Source organism: Bacillus sp. UNC41MFS5 (assembly GCF_000686805.1).
On sequence record NZ_KK366017.1, the window covers coordinates 608,891 to 626,793 of the forward strand.

16 protein-coding genes are annotated in these 17,903 nt (G+C 37.8%); all 16 read left to right on the forward strand.

Translation table 11 applies throughout. The annotated features are described in order from the left end of the window. The first annotated feature begins 83 nt into the window (after positions 1-83). The 16 genes from sucC (at position 84) to rseP (ending at position 17,756) form a co-directional block, all read left to right on the forward strand. Positions 84-1,244 (forward strand): ADP-forming succinate--CoA ligase subunit beta, encoded by a 1,161-nt coding sequence (sucC, locus tag BR30_RS0119415; protein ID WP_026566449.1) that lies wholly within the window; start codon positions 84-86, stop codon positions 1,242-1,244. Positions 1,245-1,266: 22 nt separating this feature from the next. Beyond that, complete coding sequence (sucD, locus tag BR30_RS0119420; protein ID WP_026566450.1) at positions 1,267-2,169, forward strand: succinate--CoA ligase subunit alpha; 903 nt, start codon at positions 1,267-1,269, stop codon at positions 2,167-2,169. An 88-nt stretch (positions 2,170-2,257) separates the two neighbouring features. Then, positions 2,258-3,145 (forward strand): DNA-processing protein DprA, encoded by an 888-nt coding sequence (dprA, locus tag BR30_RS0119425; protein WP_026566451.1) that lies wholly within the window; start codon positions 2,258-2,260, stop codon positions 3,143-3,145. A gap of 346 nt (positions 3,146-3,491) precedes the next feature. Then, positions 3,492-5,570, forward strand: a complete 2,079-nt coding sequence (gene topA, locus BR30_RS0119430) for a type I DNA topoisomerase (RefSeq protein WP_026566452.1) — start codon at positions 3,492-3,494, stop codon at positions 5,568-5,570. Between the two features lie 196 nt (positions 5,571-5,766). Then, the gene (gene trmFO / locus BR30_RS0119435) at positions 5,767-7,074 is read left to right on the forward strand and encodes an FADH(2)-oxidizing methylenetetrahydrofolate--tRNA-(uracil(54)-C(5))-methyltransferase TrmFO (protein WP_026566453.1); all 1,308 of its coding nucleotides are present in this window, start codon (positions 5,767-5,769) and stop codon (positions 7,072-7,074) included. 184 nt (positions 7,075-7,258) lie between these two features. Continuing rightward, positions 7,259-7,801, forward strand: coding sequence for an ATP-dependent protease subunit HslV (gene hslV / locus BR30_RS0119440; RefSeq protein WP_026566454.1), 543 nt, complete (start codon positions 7,259-7,261; stop codon positions 7,799-7,801). A gap of 18 nt (positions 7,802-7,819) precedes the next feature. Then, positions 7,820-9,223 (forward strand): HslU--HslV peptidase ATPase subunit, encoded by a 1,404-nt coding sequence (hslU, locus tag BR30_RS0119445; protein ID WP_026566455.1) that lies wholly within the window; start codon positions 7,820-7,822, stop codon positions 9,221-9,223. A 120-nt stretch (positions 9,224-9,343) separates the two neighbouring features. Next, positions 9,344-10,123, forward strand: coding sequence for a GTP-sensing pleiotropic transcriptional regulator CodY (gene codY / locus BR30_RS0119450; RefSeq protein ID WP_026566456.1), 780 nt, complete (start codon positions 9,344-9,346; stop codon positions 10,121-10,123). Between the two features lie 198 nt (positions 10,124-10,321). Beyond that, the gene (gene rpsB / locus BR30_RS0119455) at positions 10,322-11,026 is read left to right on the forward strand and encodes a 30S ribosomal protein S2 (RefSeq protein ID WP_026566457.1); all 705 of its coding nucleotides are present in this window, start codon (positions 10,322-10,324) and stop codon (positions 11,024-11,026) included. 144 nt (positions 11,027-11,170) lie between these two features. Then, positions 11,171-12,052: a translation elongation factor Ts gene (gene tsf / locus BR30_RS0119460; protein WP_026566458.1), complete on the forward strand. Its 882-nt coding sequence runs from the start codon at positions 11,171-11,173 to the stop codon at positions 12,050-12,052. A gap of 105 nt (positions 12,053-12,157) precedes the next feature. Continuing rightward, positions 12,158-12,883, forward strand: coding sequence for a UMP kinase (pyrH, locus tag BR30_RS0119465; protein WP_026566459.1), 726 nt, complete (start codon positions 12,158-12,160; stop codon positions 12,881-12,883). Continuing rightward, positions 12,883-13,440, forward strand: coding sequence for a ribosome recycling factor (frr, locus tag BR30_RS0119470; protein ID WP_026566460.1), 558 nt, complete (start codon positions 12,883-12,885; stop codon positions 13,438-13,440). Before pyrH ends, frr begins: the two co-directional genes overlap by 1 nt. 266 nt (positions 13,441-13,706) lie before the next feature. Continuing rightward, positions 13,707-14,483 (forward strand): isoprenyl transferase, encoded by a 777-nt coding sequence (locus BR30_RS0119475; protein WP_026566461.1) that lies wholly within the window; start codon positions 13,707-13,709, stop codon positions 14,481-14,483. A gap of 24 nt (positions 14,484-14,507) precedes the next feature. Then, positions 14,508-15,302 carry a phosphatidate cytidylyltransferase gene (locus BR30_RS0119480; RefSeq protein WP_026566462.1) on the forward strand — a complete coding sequence of 265 codons (795 nt, stop codon included), beginning with the start codon at positions 14,508-14,510 and terminating at the stop codon, positions 15,300-15,302. Between the two features lie 34 nt (positions 15,303-15,336). Further along, positions 15,337-16,479 (forward strand): 1-deoxy-D-xylulose-5-phosphate reductoisomerase, encoded by a 1,143-nt coding sequence (dxr, locus tag BR30_RS0119485; protein WP_026566463.1) that lies wholly within the window; start codon positions 15,337-15,339, stop codon positions 16,477-16,479. Between the two features lie 17 nt (positions 16,480-16,496). Continuing rightward, positions 16,497-17,756, forward strand: coding sequence for an RIP metalloprotease RseP (gene rseP, locus BR30_RS0119490; RefSeq protein ID WP_026566464.1), 1,260 nt, complete (start codon positions 16,497-16,499; stop codon positions 17,754-17,756). Positions 17,757-17,903: the final 147 nt, after the last annotated feature.

Here is a 17,903-nt window from a genome sequence, read left to right on the forward strand (position 1 = left end):
CATAATGGTAGACAAGGTATGTATCATTATATAAAATGAAAACGGAGTCAGTTTTTAGAAGAGTTTGAATAGGAGGATGGGAAATGAATATCCATGAGTATCAAGGGAAAGAGATCCTCAGAAAATACGGGGTTGCGGTTCCGAATGGAAAAGTAGCATTCACTGTAGAAGAAGCAGTGGAAGCAGCGAAAGAATTAGGTACACAGGTATGTGTGGTAAAAGCACAAATCCATGCTGGTGGTCGGGGTAAAGCCGGTGGTGTTAAAGTAGCAAAAAACCTTGAAGAGGTTCGTACATATGCAAGCGAAATCCTCGGAAAAACATTGGTAACACACCAAACAGGTCCAGAGGGTAAAGAAGTTAAACGTCTCCTTATTGAAGAGGGCTGTGACATTAAAAAAGAATACTATGTTGGACTAGTATTAGACCGTGCAACTTCTCGTGTTGTTTTAATGGCTTCAGAAGAGGGCGGTACGGAAATTGAAGAGGTTGCTGAAAAGACTCCAGAGAAAATTTTCAAAGAAGAAATTGATCCGGTTGTAGGCTTACAGCCTTATCAAGCACGTCGCATTGCATTCAATATTAATATTCCAAAAGAATTAATTAATCAAGCTGTTAAATTTATGACAGCTCTATACAATGCATACATCGAAAAAGATTGTTCTATCGCAGAAATTAACCCGCTTGTTGTTACAGGTGATGGTAAGGTAATGGCTCTTGATGCAAAATTGAACTTTGACTCAAATGCTCTATATCGTCAAAAAGACGTTCTTGAGTATCGTGACCTTGAAGAAGAGGATGCAAAGGAAATCGAAGCCTCAAAATACGACCTAAGCTATGTTGCTTTAGACGGAAACATTGGTTGTATGGTTAACGGTGCAGGTCTTGCCATGTCTACGATGGATATTATTAAACATTACGGCGGCGACCCTGCTAACTTCCTGGATGTTGGGGGCGGCGCAACAGCTGAAAAGGTTACAGAAGCATTCAAAATTATCCTTTCTGATCCAAACGTAAAAGGTATTTTCGTTAATATCTTTGGTGGAATCATGAAGTGTGATGTTATTGCTGAGGGTGTTGTAGAAGCAGCTAAGCAAGTTGGTCTAAGTGTTCCACTTGTTGTTCGCCTAGAGGGAACAAATGTTGAATTAGGTAAGAAAATCTTAGCTGAGTCAACTGTAGAAATTATTGCTGCTGAATCCATGGCTGATGGCGCACAAAAAATCGTTTCATTAGTGAAATAGGATCATAGAAAGGGGAATTAACGTGAGCGTTTTTATTAATAAGGATACAAAAGTTATTGTTCAAGGGATCACTGGTGCAACCGCCCTTTTTCATACAAAACAGATGCTTGAATATGGTACACAAATTGTTGGTGGGACATCTCCAGGTAAAGGCGGAATGGAAGTAGAAGGCGTTCCTGTTTTTAATACGGTTAAAGATGCTGTTGTTGCAACAGGCGCTACAGCTTCTGTTATTTACGTACCTGCACCATTTGCAGCAGATGCGATTATCGAAGCTGTCGATGCTGAGTTGGATCTTGCCATTTGTATCACTGAACATATTCCAGTTTTAGATATGGTAAAAGTAAAACGTTATATGGAAGGCAAAAAGACCCGCTTAGTTGGTCCAAACTGCCCAGGTGTTATCACTGCTGATGAATGTAAAATCGGGATTATGCCTGGTTACATTCATACAAAAGGACATGTCGGCGTTGTATCCCGCTCTGGAACATTAACATACGAGGCTGTTCATCAATTAACTCAAGCTGGTATTGGTCAAACAACTGCTGTTGGTATTGGTGGCGACCCGGTGAATGGAACAAACTTCATCGATGTTTTAAAAGCATTTAATGAAGATCCTGAAACATACGCTGTGATCATGATTGGTGAAATCGGTGGTACTGCTGAAGAAGAAGCAGCTGAATGGGTGAAAGCGAACATGACAAAACCTGTTGTCGGCTTCATCGGTGGACGTACAGCGCCTCCTGGGAAACGTATGGGACATGCAGGTGCGATTATCTCAGGCGGTAAAGGTACAGCAGATGAAAAGATCCGTGTCATGAACGAATGCGGAATTAAAGTTGCTGATACACCATCTGTTATGGGTGAAACTTTAATTGAAGTATTAAAAGAACAAGGTTTATATGAAAAGTGTAAAACACACTAATATTTACTGCTAGTGTTTAACAAATAGTCCCTCATAATTGAGGGGCTATTTGTCTAATCTTATATTTATAAGGAGGCAATTATTAAAAATGGACGAATTTAAAGAGAAACTGATATCTTTATTGCATTATCCAAATATTTCCTGGAGCGCCGTTTTACAAATGCTAAAAAAAGACCCAACCCTGAAAAACGTCTATAAAATCCAATCCCAATTCACACACCAGACCAGTTTATTTCCACCTAGTACCTCCAGTAACCCTTCAGAAAAATCTTCTAGCTCCTCATTTAATCCCGACATCATTCGAGACCAAATCCGCCAATACGAAACCAATGATATAGCTGTAATCACTATTTTGGATAAGGAATATCCCTCATTGTTAAAAGAAATTTATCAACCACCATGGGCATTGTTTGCCAAGGGCGATATCTCCCTTCTCGAAAAAGACCCCAAACTTGCCGTAGTTGGTTCCCGTCAGGCTACCCAATATGGAAAAAATGCCATTAGAATTATTTTTCCTGGTTTAATAGACAAAGGGATATTAATAGTAAGTGGTTTAGCTAAGGGGATTGACGCACTTGCCCATGAATATGCGATAAAAAATGGTGGAAATACCATTGCCGTGATTGCTGGTGGGTTTTATCATATTTATCCCAAGGAAAATATGAACTTAGCTTTAGAAATGATGAAAAATCAACTTGTTCTTTCAGAGTATCCGCCGGATACAAAGCCGCTTAGATGGCATTTTCCATCGAGGAATCGAATCATTAGTGGTTTGTCTAAGGGGACACTTATTATAGAAGCAAAGCGAAAAAGCGGTTCTCTTATTACCGCCAATTTTGCGGTCAATGAGGGAAGAGAGGTATTTTCCTTACCTGGAAGCATTTTTAACCCTTATTCCATTGGTGCAAATGAATTAATTCAACAGGGGGCAAAGCTAGTAACCGATGCGGAGGATATATTAGTTGAAATTAAATAAAACTCTAGATTAGCAATAAATTTTTTAAGAAAAATTGTTTATTTTTAAAGGTTTTTATGAATAAATGGAGAAATTAGCTTAAAAAGGTTGCAATAATTTCTAATTTGTTATACATTTTCCAACAGATGTTCGAAAAAAAGAATATTTGCACATGGAATAAATAATTATGTAAAACACATATAAAAGAAAAACTTTGGGATAGGGCAGTTTTGTAAAGTATTTTCTCCGGTCAATTTAGGTAAAACTGGTATGTAGGAAAGCTTCTCAATTGAAAAGCACCTTAGAAACAGAAATTTTGCCAGATTCGGGGCGCTTCTACACTTTCCCTCTTAAGGAGGATATTTAAATGGCAGATTTTCTTGTAATCGTTGAATCGCCGGCAAAAGCGAAAACGATTGAACGATATTTAGGAAATAAATATAAAGTAAAAGCATCAATGGGACATATTCGCGATTTGCCACGGAGCCAAATGGGGGTTAATGTAGAAAATAGCTATGAACCAAAATATATTACGATTCGTGGAAAAGGTCCTGTTTTAAAAGATTTAAAAACGGCAGCTAAAAAAGCGAAAAAAATCTATCTCGCAGCTGACCCGGATCGTGAAGGGGAAGCAATTGCATGGCATTTAGCCCATAGTTTATCAGTCGACATTAGTTCTGATTGTCGAGTCGTTTTTAATGAAATAACAAAAGATGCGATAAAAGAGTCCTTTAAGCATCCACGTCCAATTAATATGGATTTGGTGGATGCCCAGCAGGCACGTAGAATTCTCGATCGGCTTGTAGGCTATAATATCAGTCCGCTTCTCTGGAAAAAGGTGAAGAAAGGGTTAAGTGCTGGCCGAGTTCAATCTGTTGCCGTCCGTCTAATTATCGATCGAGAAAATGAAATCAAAGCCTTTGTCCCAGAGGAATATTGGACGATAGATGGCGAGTTTTTAAAAGGAAAAGACCATTTCAGTGCCCAATATTTTTCATTAGCGGGTAAAGAAAAATTTGAACTTAAATCCGAACAAGATGTCCAAAGCATCCTAAGCCAAATGGATGACAATAAGTTTAAAGTCATGTCAGTTACAAAAAAAGAACGAAAAAGAAACCCTGCTCCACCTTTTATTACTTCATCCTTGCAACAAGAAGCAGCCAGAAAACTAAACTTTCGAGCTAAGAAAACGATGATGCTTGCACAGCAGTTATATGAAGGGATTGAGCTTGGAAAAGAAGGAACGGTTGGTCTGATTACATACATGAGAACGGATTCAACACGGATCTCAGAAGTAGCACAGACCGAGGCTGCTGGCTACATCCGCTCAGAGTATGGGGAAGATTATTTAAAAGATGAGCAAAGAAAAGAGAAGAAACAATCGAACGCCCAAGATGCACATGAAGCGATTCGACCGACAAGTACATTGAGAGACCCAAATAGCTTAAAATCATTTTTATCAAGAGACCAACTACGCTTATATAAATTAATCTGGGAACGGTTTTTAGCGAGCCAAATGGCACAGGCTGTTATGGATACTATGAGCGTAGACTTGCAAAATGGGAATGTTTTATTCCGAGCTAATGGTTCAAAAATAAAGTTTCCTGGCTTTATGAAACTTTATGTTGAGGGTTCAGATGACAATGTAGATGAAAAAGATAAAATGCTTCCAGACCTAAAAGTTGGGGATGAAGTGTTTAAAAAGGACATCGAGCCGAAGCAGCACTTCACTCAGCCTCCGCCAAGGTATACGGAGGCAAGACTGGTTAAGACGCTGGAAGAGCTGGGAATCGGCCGTCCGTCGACATATGCACCGACACTCGACACCATTCAAAAGCGGGGGTATGTAGCGCTTGATAATAAAAGATTTGTACCTACCGAGCTTGGTGAAATTATCGATGAGTTAATTTTAGAGTTTTTCCCAGATATTCTAGATGTTGAATTTACAGCAAAAATGGAACAGGGATTGGATAATATCGAAGATGGAAAGGTCCCTTGGGTCAATATTATCGATGATTTTTATCAAGATTTTGAAATTCATTTAAAAAAAGCTGAAGAAGAAATGCAATCTGTTGAAATCAAAGATGAGCCTGCAGGGGAAGATTGTGAGAACTGTGGGAACCCTATGGTCTTTAAAATGGGGCGCTATGGGAAATTTATGGCTTGCAGCAATTTTCCTGATTGCCGGAACACAAAACCAATTGTCAAAGAAATCGGAGTAACTTGCCCGAGTTGTAAAGAGGGACAAATCATTGAGCGTAAAAGCAAGAAAAAGAGATTATTTTACGGGTGCACCAAATACCCTGAATGTGAATTTATTTCCTGGGATAAACCACTGCCAAGGGAATGTCCTAAATGTGAAGGCATGCTGGTTGAAAAGAAATTAAAAAAAGGCGTGCAAGTTCAATGTGTTAGTTGTGATTACAAAGAGGAACCGCAAAACTAAGGGGGAGAGTGGACAAAGTCCACTCTTTTCATTTTGTATAATCATAATTAAAAATATTTCCGAGTTGCTTAAAACTTTTTTCTTTTTCATTCGTATAGTACAATGCAAGTTGGACTTAATTGTGGGAAAGGTAATGATAGGTATGTGAACTTTTCCACATTTACATAAACCAAGGTTAATATTAGGAGGATAATAAATGAACGATGGAACTATAAATGTAATCGGGGCTGGCCTTGCAGGAAGTGAAGCAGCATGGCAAATTGCAAAACGCGGGGTCAAAGTAAGACTTTACGAGATGAGACCAGTGAGGCAAACCCCTGCCCACCATACTGATAAATTTGCAGAATTAGTTTGCAGTAATTCTTTACGTGCTAATACATTAACAAATGCAGTAGGTGTATTAAAAGAAGAAATGAGAAAGCTTGATTCCGTCATCATCGCGGCTGCAGATGCTTGTTCTGTACCTGCCGGGGGTGCGCTAGCAGTGGACCGCCATGAATTTGCAGCAAAAGTAACTGAAATGGTAAAAAATCATGAAAATGTGACGGTAGTAAATGAAGAAGTAACGGAAATTCCTGAGGGTATAACAGTTATTGCCACAGGCCCGCTAACAAGTCCTGATCTTTCTGAAAAACTAAAGGGGCTAACAGGCGAGGAATATCTTTATTTTTACGATGCCGCTGCACCAATACTTGAAAAAGATAGTATTGATATGGAAAAAGTTTATTTAAAATCCCGTTATGATAAAGGGGAAGCAGCTTACCTAAACTGTCCAATGAACGAAGAAGAATTTAACCGTTTTTATGAGGCGCTAATCTCTGCTGAAACAGTTCCTGTAAAAGAATTTGAAAAGGAAGTTTTTTTTGAAGGGTGTATGCCGATTGAAGTAATGGCGTCACGAGGAAAGAAAACGATGCTGTTTGGTCCGTTAAAGCCAGTAGGATTAGAAGATCCAAAAACAGGAAAAAGACCTTTTGCAGTAGTGCAACTTCGTCAAGATGATGCAGCAGGAACCCTTTTTAATATTGTCGGTTTTCAGACACATTTAAAGTGGGGCGCACAAAAGGAAGTCCTTCAATTAATTCCTGGATTAGAAAATGCAGAAATTATCCGTTATGGTGTGATGCACCGTAATACGTTTATAAATTCTCCAAAGGTCTTAAAAGCCACCTATCAATTCCGAAACCGAGAAGATTTATTCTTTGCTGGTCAAATGACAGGGGTAGAAGGGTATGTTGAATCTGCGGCAAGCGGGTTAATTGCAGGAATAAATGCTGCTCGGTTAAGCCAACAATTGGATCCAATTGAATTTCCGGCTGAAACAGCGATTGGAAGCATGGCACATTATATTACGACAACCAACGCTAAGAATTTCCAGCCAATGAATGCAAACTTTGGTTTATTTCCCGAACTGCCGGTAAGAATTAAAGGAAAGCAAGAGAGGAATTTACAGCACGCAAATAGAGCGCTGGAAACAATTCAGAACTTTATGAAAGTTTTGTAAATTTTATTGCAAGGGGATTAGAAGTATGTTACGATTTAGTAGCCCTTGCGAGGAGAATATTATGACAAATGTGAATATTTTCTTAAAGTTAATTATAGAGTATTTACAAATTGAAATTTCACATGTTACATAATTATCTGTGCGAAAATTAAATCGAAATCACTCCAAAAGGAGGTTCATCTTTATGAACCAATTTCATGCGACAACGATATTTGCAATCCATCATAATGGTGAATATTCAATGTCAGGTGATGGACAAGTGACATTTGGTAATGCGGTAGTGATGAAACACACAGCAAGAAAAGTTAGAAAGATATTTAATGGAAAAGTACTTGCTGGTTTTGCTGGTTCTGTTGCAGATGCATTTACTCTTTTTGAACTATTTGAGGGGAAATTGGAAGAATTTAACGGGAACCTTCAGAGAGCTGCTGTGGAGCTTGCCAAAGAGTGGAGAAGCGATAAAGTGCTCAGGAAGCTTGAAGCAATGCTAATTGTTATGAATCGTGAATATTTACTGCTTGTATCAGGAACTGGAGAAGTAATCGAACCGGATGATGGAATTCTAGCGATTGGCTCAGGTGGTAACTATGCGTTATCCGCGGGTCGTGCGTTAAAGAAATATGCAGGAGACCACTTGTCTGCAAAGGAAATAGCGAAAGCTTCTTTAGAAATAGCAGCGGAAATATGTGTGTACACGAACCATAACATTATTGTGGAAGAGCTATAACGGAAGGAGACTTATATTATGGGAAGAACCACTAATTTAACCCCTCGACAAATAGTTGAAAAACTTGATCAATATATCATTGGACAAAAGGATGCTAAGAAAGCAGTGGCTGTTGCCCTCAGGAATCGATTCAGAAGAGGATTGTTAAATGAAAAACTTAGGGATGAAATTATCCCTAAAAATATTTTGATGATCGGGCCAACTGGCGTGGGGAAAACGGAAATTGCCAGAAGAATTGCTAAAATTGTTGGTGCTCCTTTTATCAAAGTTGAGGCTACTAAGTTTACGGAAGTGGGCTATGTCGGGCGGGATGTTGAATCCATGGTTAGAGATCTTGCTGAAACCTCTGTGCGTTTAGTGAAAGAGGAACGAATGCAAAGTGTAAAGGAACGAGCTGAAGAAAATGCAAACAGCCGACTGATTGATTTACTAGTTCCGTCCGCTAAGAAAGCAAATAACTTTAAAAATCCGCTTGAGATGCTATTTGGCGGCAGCAACCCGTCAACAGATACAGAAACTCAACAAGAAGATTATTCAATCACAGAAAAAAGAAAAATTGTGAAAGAAAAATTAGCACTAGGGCAGCTTGAGGAAGAAATCGTTACGGTAGAAGTAGAAGAGCAAACACCATCCATGTTTGATATGCTTCAAGGTTCAGGAATTGAACAAATGGGAATGAATATGCAAGATGCCCTTAGCAGCTTTATGCCTAAAAAACGCAAAAAGCGCAAATTGACTGTTCGTGAAGCGAGAACGGTGTTAACTAGTGAAGAAGCTTCTAAGCTAATTGACATGGATGAAGTATCGTCAGAAGCAATCTATCGAGCGGAACAAAATGGCATCATTTTCATTGATGAGATTGATAAAATTGCTAGCAAGAACTCGGGAGGTTCTTCAGCGGATGTATCAAGAGAAGGTGTCCAACGAGATATTTTACCTGTAGTTGAAGGTTCAACAGTGGTAACAAAATATGGGTCAGTAAAAACAGATCATGTTTTATTTATTGCAGCCGGCGCGTTTCACATGGCCAAACCTTCAGATTTAATTCCAGAGCTTCAAGGGCGTTTCCCGATTCGTGTTGAATTAACGAAATTGACTGTGGAAGATTTTTTCAGGATTTTAATCGAACCGGATAATGCACTAATTAAGCAATATCAAGCATTATTGGAAACAGAAGGTATACAAATTGAATTTTCTGACGATGCTATTCGTAGAATAGCTGAAGTTGCATATGAAGTGAATCAAAATACAGACAATATTGGTGCAAGACGTCTTCATACCATACTAGAAAAGCTTTTAGAAGATTTATCTTTTGAGGCACCGGATATTTCTATGGAGAAAGTTACCATTACACCACAGTATGTAGATGATAAACTCGGTGCTATTTCGAAAAACAAAGATTTAAGTCAGTTTATCCTATAAAAGTGACCATTTGCTTTTTTAATTAAGGAAGCAGTGTTCATTTATTAAATACCTAAAATGTAGAAATTATGCTTGATTAAAATTTAATAATGGTTGTAGTTACTTAGGAGGAAGAAACAGATGGATTTACTTACAAAAACTAGAAGGATTAACGTATTATTGCAAAAGGCGGCTGGAAAACCAGTTAATTTTAAGGAAATGTCCGAGACATTGAGCGAAACAATTGAAGCAAATGTGTATATTGTCAGCCGTCGCGGAAAACTTCTTGGTTTTTCAATTTATCAGCAAATTGAAAACGAAAGAATGAAAAAAATGTTTGAGGATCGTCAATTTCCTGAAGAATATACAAATGGTTTATTTAATATTCAAGAAACATCTTCAAACCTTGATATTGAAAGCCAATATACTGCTTTTCCTGTGGAAAACGGAGACTTATTCCGTACAGGTTTAACAACAATTGTGCCAATTATTGGTGGAGGAGAGCGTCTTGGAACACTCATCCTTGCAAGATTAGAAGCGAAATTCCATGATGAAGATTTAATCCTTGCAGAATATGGTGCAACAGTTGTAGGAATGGAAATTCTTCGTGAAAAGTCAGAAGAAATCGAAGAAGAAGCAAGAAGTAAAGCCGTTGTTCAAATGGCGATTAGTTCATTATCATATAGTGAGCTGGAAGCGATTGAGCATATTTTTGAAGAGCTAAATGGTCGTGAAGGGTTATTGGTTGCCTCTAAAATTGCGGACCGTGTTGGAATTACCCGTTCGGTTATCGTTAACGCTCTAAGAAAACTTGAGAGTGCTGGGGTAATTGAATCACGTTCACTTGGTATGAAAGGAACATATATCAAAGTCTTAAATGATAAGTTCTTGATTGAATTAGATAAACTAAGAGCAAATTAAGTATAAACATTCCCTAGCCTCGCTAGGGATTTTATTTTTTTAGTAAAGTAATGCTTGATTGTTATTATCACATATGCTATATTATTTCATGGTGTTAATACACACGCTCATTGATTTAAACAGATGGTGCTGTTCAAAACAGTTTCTGTTTAGAAATGAAGTGAGCGGAGGAAAACAAACCATTAGGAGGAAAAAATCATGTCAGTAATTTCTATGAAACAATTGCTTGAAGCTGGTGTACACTTTGGACACCAAACACGCCGTTGGAACCCAAAAATGAAGAAATATATCTTCACAGAGCGTAACGGTATCTATATCATTGACCTACAAAAAACAGTTAAAAAAGTTGAAGAAGCTTATAACTGGGTTAAGGAACTTGCTGGTAACGGCGGAACTGTTCTTTTTGTTGGTACAAAGAAACAAGCTCAAGATTCTGTTAAAGAAGAAGCAGGCCGTTCTGGTATGTACTATGTAAACCAACGTTGGTTAGGTGGTACACTAACAAACTTTGAAACAATTCAAAAGCGTATTGGCCGCTTAAAAGATATTGAAAGAATGTCTGAAGACGGTACTTTCGAAGTACTACCTAAGAAAGAAGTAGTACAATTAAAGAAAGAACAAGAACGTCTTGAAAAATTCCTAGGCGGAATTAAAGACATGAAACAACTTCCAGATGCATTATTCATCATCGATCCTCGTAAAGAGCGTATCGCTGTTGCGGAAGCTAAGAAATTAAACATTCCAATCGTTGGTATCGTTGATACAAACTGTGATCCAGACGAAATCGATGTTGTTATCCCAGCGAATGATGATGCGATTCGTGCAGTTAAACTTTTAACTGGTAAAATGGCTGATGCGATTCTTGAAGCTAAACAAGGTGAAGAAGTAGCTGTTCAAGCTTAATTCAATGTTGTGAACTAATAAAAAGGTGATAAGAGGGAGACCCTTTATCACCTTTTTTTAAGAAGGTTTTTTTAAGAAAGTTTTATATTAGCTGTCATTGGCTAAGATATGGATACATAGAAAAATAAAGGAGGAATTTATATTATGGCAATTACTGCTCAAATGGTAAAAGAATTACGTGAAAAAACTGGTGCTGGTATGTTGGATTGTAAAAAAGCATTAACTGAAACAGATGGTGATATGGACAAAGCAATTGACTTCTTACGCGAAAAAGGAATTGCATCTGCGGCTAAAAAAGGTGACCGTATCGCTGCAGAAGGGTTAACATACGTTGTAACTGAAGGAAACAATGCAGTTATTCTAGAAGTAAACTCTGAAACAGATTTCGTTGCGAAAAACGAAGCGTTCCAAGCACTTGTTAAAGAATTAGCTGCTCATCTTCTAAAAAACAACCCAGCATCTGTTGAAGAAGCATCTGCTCAAACAATGGAAAATGGCGCTACTGTAGCAGACCATATCAATGCTGCGATTGCTAAGATTGGTGAGAAATTAACTCTTCGTCGCTTTACAGTTTTATCAAAAACTGACAACGATGCATTTGGTGCATACATTCATATGGGTGGCCGTATTTCTGTGTTATCTGTTCTTGAAGGTACTACAGAGGCAGACGCTGCTAAAGATGTTTCTATGCATATCGCTGCACTTAAGCCAAAATATGTTTCTCGTGACCAAGTTTCACAAGACGAAGTAGAGCATGAGCGTCAAGTTTTAACTCAACAAGCTCTAAACGAAGGCAAGCCTGAAAAGATCGTTGAAAAAATGGTTGAAGGCCGCCTTGGAAAATATTTTGAAGATGTTTGTGTTCTTGATCAAACTTTTGTTAAAAATCCTGATCAAAAAGTACGTCAATTTGTTGAATCTAAAGGTGCTACAATCCGTGAATTCGTTCGTTATGAAGTAGGAGAAGGCATCGAAAAACGTGAAGATAACTTTGCAGAAGAAGTTATGAATCAAATTAAAAAATAATCGGCAATATTCTTGAACAAGAGGGAATATTACGAAATAGCTATTAAATAGGGGACACTATGTGTTCCCTTTTTTAAGAAGAAATAATACATATTGGAGGTTTATATGAGCGGTCCTAAGTACAAACGCGTAGTTTTAAAGTTGAGCGGTGAAGCACTAGCTGGTGATGAGAGCTTTGGTATTAAACCTTCAGTAATCAAATCAATTGCTATTCAAGTGAAAGAAATAGCGGAACTTGGTGTAGAAGTTGCTGTCGTGGTTGGCGGTGGTAACATTTGGCGTGGTAAAATCGGCAGTGAGATGGGTATGGACCGGGCAACAGCTGATTATATGGGGATGCTTGCAACTGTAATGAATTCTTTAGCTCTACAAGATAGCTTAGAGCACTTAGGGATTGAATCGAGGGTGCAAACATCAATTGAAATGCGCCAAGTGGCAGAACCTTATATTAGACGCCGTGCGATTAGGCACTTAGAAAAAAAACGTGTAATCATTTTTGCGGCTGGTACAGGGAATCCATATTTCTCAACTGATACAACTGCAGCACTCCGAGCAGCAGAAATTGATGCTGAAGTGATTTTGATGGCAAAAAATAATGTCGATGGAGTTTACTCTGCTGACCCGCGTTTAGATGCTAACGCAATCAAATATGAAGATCTATCTTTCCTTGATGTCCTTAAAGAGGGATTAGCAGTTATGGACTCAACTGCTTCGTCTTTATGTATGGACAATGATATACCATTAATTGTTTTCTCAATTATGGAGCAGGGCAATATTAAACGAGCCGTTATGGGTGAAAAGATAGGAACAATTGTTAGGGGGAAACATTAATGCCGAAACAGGTCATTGCTACGACAAAAGATCGTATGACAAAAGCGATTCAGTCATATTCACGTGAACTTGCAAGTATTCGAGCGGGAAGAGCAAGTGCTTCATTATTAGATAGAATTACAATTGATTACTATGGTGCACCAACCCCTGTCAATCAAATGGCTGGAATTACCACACCTGAAGCAAGACTGATTGTGATTCAACCGTATGATAAATCTATTCTTGGTGATATTGAGAAAGCTATTCTCAAATCCGATTTAGGATTAAATCCTACTAATGACGGAACGGTAATCCGTCTTGCAATCCCACAATTGACTGAAGAGCGCCGTAAAGAACTGGTTAAGTTAGTTAAAAAGTATTCAGAAGAAGCTAAAGTAGCTATCCGTAATATCCGTCGTGACGGTAATGATGATTTGAAAAAGCTTGAGAAGAGCGGTGAAATTACTGAGGATGCTCTTCGCGGTCATTCTGATGATATTCAAAAGCTAACTGACGAATACATTAGTAAAGTTGATCAAGTCACAAAAGATAAAGAAAAAGAAATTATGGAAGTATAAAGAATTAATGAACCCTCTGTATAGGGGGTTTTTCACTATTTTATTACTGATAATTAGCTTTTTTGAGGGATTGTCAAAGTTGTCTACAAGATAATTCTTAATTCCTTCATTTTTACATATGTTAATATATAGAGATATCTTAATGCTTTTTTGGTATGATAAAAACATGCTACCCCGAAATGTCCATTACATAACAACACACGCTTCAATGGAATTGATTGATTTATTTTCGGAGGAAATGATTAACTAATTAGAGGAGCAATGTCATGTTTAATAAAATAAGGCTTGGGAAGAACCGAAATACCTCTTCCACACTCCGAAATAAAATAGATGAAATAAAAAAATTGCCTGTTCCTGAACATGTGGCGATTATTATGGATGGAAACGGGCGTTGGGCTAAAAAACGAGCATTACCAAGGATTGCTGGTCATCACGAAGGTATGAAAGTAGTCCGTAAAACAACGAAATTAGCAAATGAACTTGGAATCAAGACATTAACATTATATGCGTTTTCGACTGAAAATTGGAAAAGACCAAAGAATGAAGTTGAGTATATAATGAGTCTTCCTGATGAGTTTTTAGGTACTTTTCTTCCAGATTTGATTGCAGAAAATGTACAGGTGAAAATGATGGGTTACAAAGATCAACTTCCCCCACATACACTGCGTGCAATCGAAAAAGCTATTGAGGATACAAAGGATAACAACGGGTTAGTTCTCAACTTTGCTTTAAATTATGGGAGTAGAGCAGAGATACTTGATGCCGTTAAGAAGGTCTTAAATGATAGCAAAAGTGGTAAACTAAAAGAGACAGACCTAGATGATAAAGTCTTTTCTTCCTATCTAATGACCGCAGACTTTTCGGATCCAGACCTTTTAATCCGTACGAGTGGAGAAATCCGCCTAAGTAACTTTATGCTTTGGCAGTTAGCTTACTCAGAGTTTTGGTTTACCGATGTGTTATGGCCAGATTTTAGTGAGGAACATTTACTTGAAGCAATAGAAACATTTCAAAAACGACAGCGTCGGTTTGGTGGTATATAGTACAACAAAGGTGTTGAAAATTAAATGAAGCAAAGAATCATAACAGGAGTCATCGCAGCTGCACTTTTTTTGCCCATCGTTTACTTTGGTGGATTTCCAATGGTATTGCTAACCTACTTTTTAGCGACGATCGGTTTGTATGAATTATTGAAAATGAAAAAACTTAATATTTTTTCTGTAAATGGTGTTTTGACAGTTTTATTTCTTTGGGTGCTACTTTTCCCTGAGGAGTATCATCACATATTGGATTCATTTTATTATTCAAAAATGGAGATATGTATTGCTTTAATTCTATTGTTACTTACCTTTACAGTCATTACCAAGAATCAATTTACATTTGAAGATGTTTCATTTTCAATCTTGTCTGCTATTTATGTAGGGATTGGTTTTTACTTTTTCTTTGAAACAAGACAAGACGGCGGCCTCGTTTTTATCTTGTATTCTTTATTTATGATCTGGGCTACCGATTCAGGGGCATATTTTATTGGAAAGGCTCTTGGAAAAACAAAACTATGGCCGGAAATTAGCCCCAATAAAACAGTGGAAGGATCAATTGGCGGTGTTGCTTGTGCTGTTTTGATTGCAGTTCTCTTTGCAATCATTTCTGACATCAATGTCGGTCTCTTATCATTAATGGGAATTACAGTTGTTCTATCTGTTTTTGGACAAATCGGTGACTTAGTTGAATCTGCTTTTAAGCGTCATTTCAATGTGAAAGACTCTGGAAATATCTTGCCGGGTCACGGGGGGATTCTTGACCGATTTGACAGCCTATTATTTGTTTGGCCCTTGCTTCATCTGTTTCACCTTTGGTTATAAAGCGTAAGTGCTTCACATTTAGGAGTTGACCTTATTGAAAAAGATTAGTTTATTGGGTGCAACAGGATCGATCGGCACTCAAACGTTAGATATTATTCGTGAGCATCCAACTGAATTTAGAGTGTCAGCCATTTCTGTTGGGAAAAATATTGATTTGGCTCGAAAAACAATTGTTGAGTTTCAACCAGAGCTTGTTTCTGTACAAGACTATCATGACTGTCGTACATTAAAAGCAGAATTCCCTACTATTAAGTTTACATTTGGTCAGGAAGGACTTATTGAGGCTGCTGTTTATGATAAAGCAGATATCCTTGTCAATGCTGTTATTGGAAGTGTGGGTTTAAACCCAACGCTGCAAGCGATTGAGAGTGGGAAAGTCATCGCGATTGCTAATAAAGAAACTCTTGTAACTGCTGGCCATTTAGTAATGGATGCTGCTAAAAGAAATAAAGTTACACTCCTTCCTGTCGATAGTGAGCATTCTGCCATTTTTCAAGCCTTGCAGGGGGAGAAAGAAAAAAACATTGAAAGATTAATTCTTACTGCTTCAGGTGGAAGCTTTCGTGATCGATCTCGGCAAGAATTGAAAAATGTTACCGTGGAACAAGCTTTAAACCATCCAAATTGGTCAATGGGAGCTAAAATCACCATTGATTCGGCATCGATGATGAATAAAGGTTTGGAAGTAATTGAAGCACACTGGCTCTTTAATATGCCATATGAAAAGATTGATGTACTACTTCATAAAGAAAGCATCATCCATTCAATGGTTGAATTCCATGATAGCAGTATAATTGCCCAGTTAGGTACACCAGATATGAGAGTACCTATCCAATTTGCACTCACTTATCCTGATCGCTTACCATTACCTACATCAAAACGTTTGGATTTAGCAAGCATTGGGAAATTGCATTTTCAGGAAATGGATGTTGCAAGATTTCGCTGTCTCGGGTTTGCCTATGAAGCAGGAAAAAAAGGGGGCTCGATGCCTACGGTATTAAATGCGGCTAATGAAGTGGCAGTTGCAGCATTTCTAGCAGGAAAAATCCATTTCTTGCAAATTGAAGATTTGATTGAAAAGGCATTAACTACGCACCAAATCGTGAATCACCCTAGCTTATCAGCAATCCAAGAGATAGATACAGAAACAAGAGAGTATGTACGTTCACTTCTATAAAAAAAGGTGGTTTTAATTTGACTACAGTTATTGCCTTTATTGTGATTTTTGGCGCGCTCGTATTCTTTCATGAATTAGGTCATTTGATTTTCGCAAAAAGGGCAGGTATATTATGCCGTGAATTTGCCATAGGTTTTGGGCCAAAGGTATTTTCTCATAAAAAAGGGGAGACGACTTATACTATTCGCTTACTTCCGATTGGCGGATTTGTCCGTATGGCAGGCGAAGACCCAGAAATTATTGAAATTAAGCCTGGATATCGAATTGGCCTGTTGTTTGATAAAGATGAGAAAGTAAATAAAATCATCTTGAATAATAAAGAAAAATTTCCTAATTGCCGGATTGTTGAAGTGGAATATGCTGATATTGAAAAAGATTTAATCATTAAAGGATTTCCCGACGATGAGGATGAGGAATTAAAAACATTTTCCATTGACCCAAAAGCAGTTATCGTAGAAAATGGTGTCGAATCACAGATTGCTCCCATTGATCGTCAATTTGGTTCAAAAACATTAGGGCAAAGAACAATGGCTATTTTTGCTGGACCAATGATGAATTTTGTACTTGCATTCATTGTATTTATTATTATTGCTTTTATTCAAGGTGTTCCTACGAATGAACCTAAGTTAGGTGAAATCACTCCTGAAGGGGCAGCAATGGCTGCAGGTCTTAAAAAAGGCGATCTAATACAGACAATCAATGGTTCAGAAATAACTAGTTGGTCTGATGTGGTGGAAGTTATTCGGAAAAACCCAAATGAAAAACTCGATTTTTCAATTCGCCGTGACAACAAGGATTTAGATATCACAGTAACCCCGATTGAAAAAACGGTGGAAGGAAAGAAAATCGGACTGATTGGTGTATATAGTCCAGTTGAAAAATCACCCATTCAAGCGGTAAAAGCAGGATTCACAGAAACCTATTTCTGGACCAAGCAGATTTTTGTGATGGTAGGTAAATTAGTCACGGGACAATTTTCAATCGATGCTCTTTCCGGACCGGTTGGTATTTACCAAGCTACAGATTCTGTTGCTAAATCGGGAATTTATTATTTAATGAAGTGGGCCGGGATATTAAGCATTAACTTAGGAATTATGAACTTATTACCTATTCCCGCTCTTGATGGCGGCAGATTGATGTTTTTTGCTGTTGAAGCTGTCAGAGGGAAGCCAATTGATCGTCAAAAGGAAGGGATGGTCCATTTTATAGGATTTGCCCTCCTAATGCTGCTCATGCTTGTTGTCACATGGAATGATATTCAAAGGTTCTTTCTGTAATATGTAAATATTAATGAATTTTTTTGGGGCCGTCTATACGGTCCCTTCATTTGTTTTTAGGAAAACTATTTTACCTAAAATGGAGAATTTTTTCTGTCGAATAAAGACGAATCCATTCAACTCATATGATATAATTATTTTTTGACG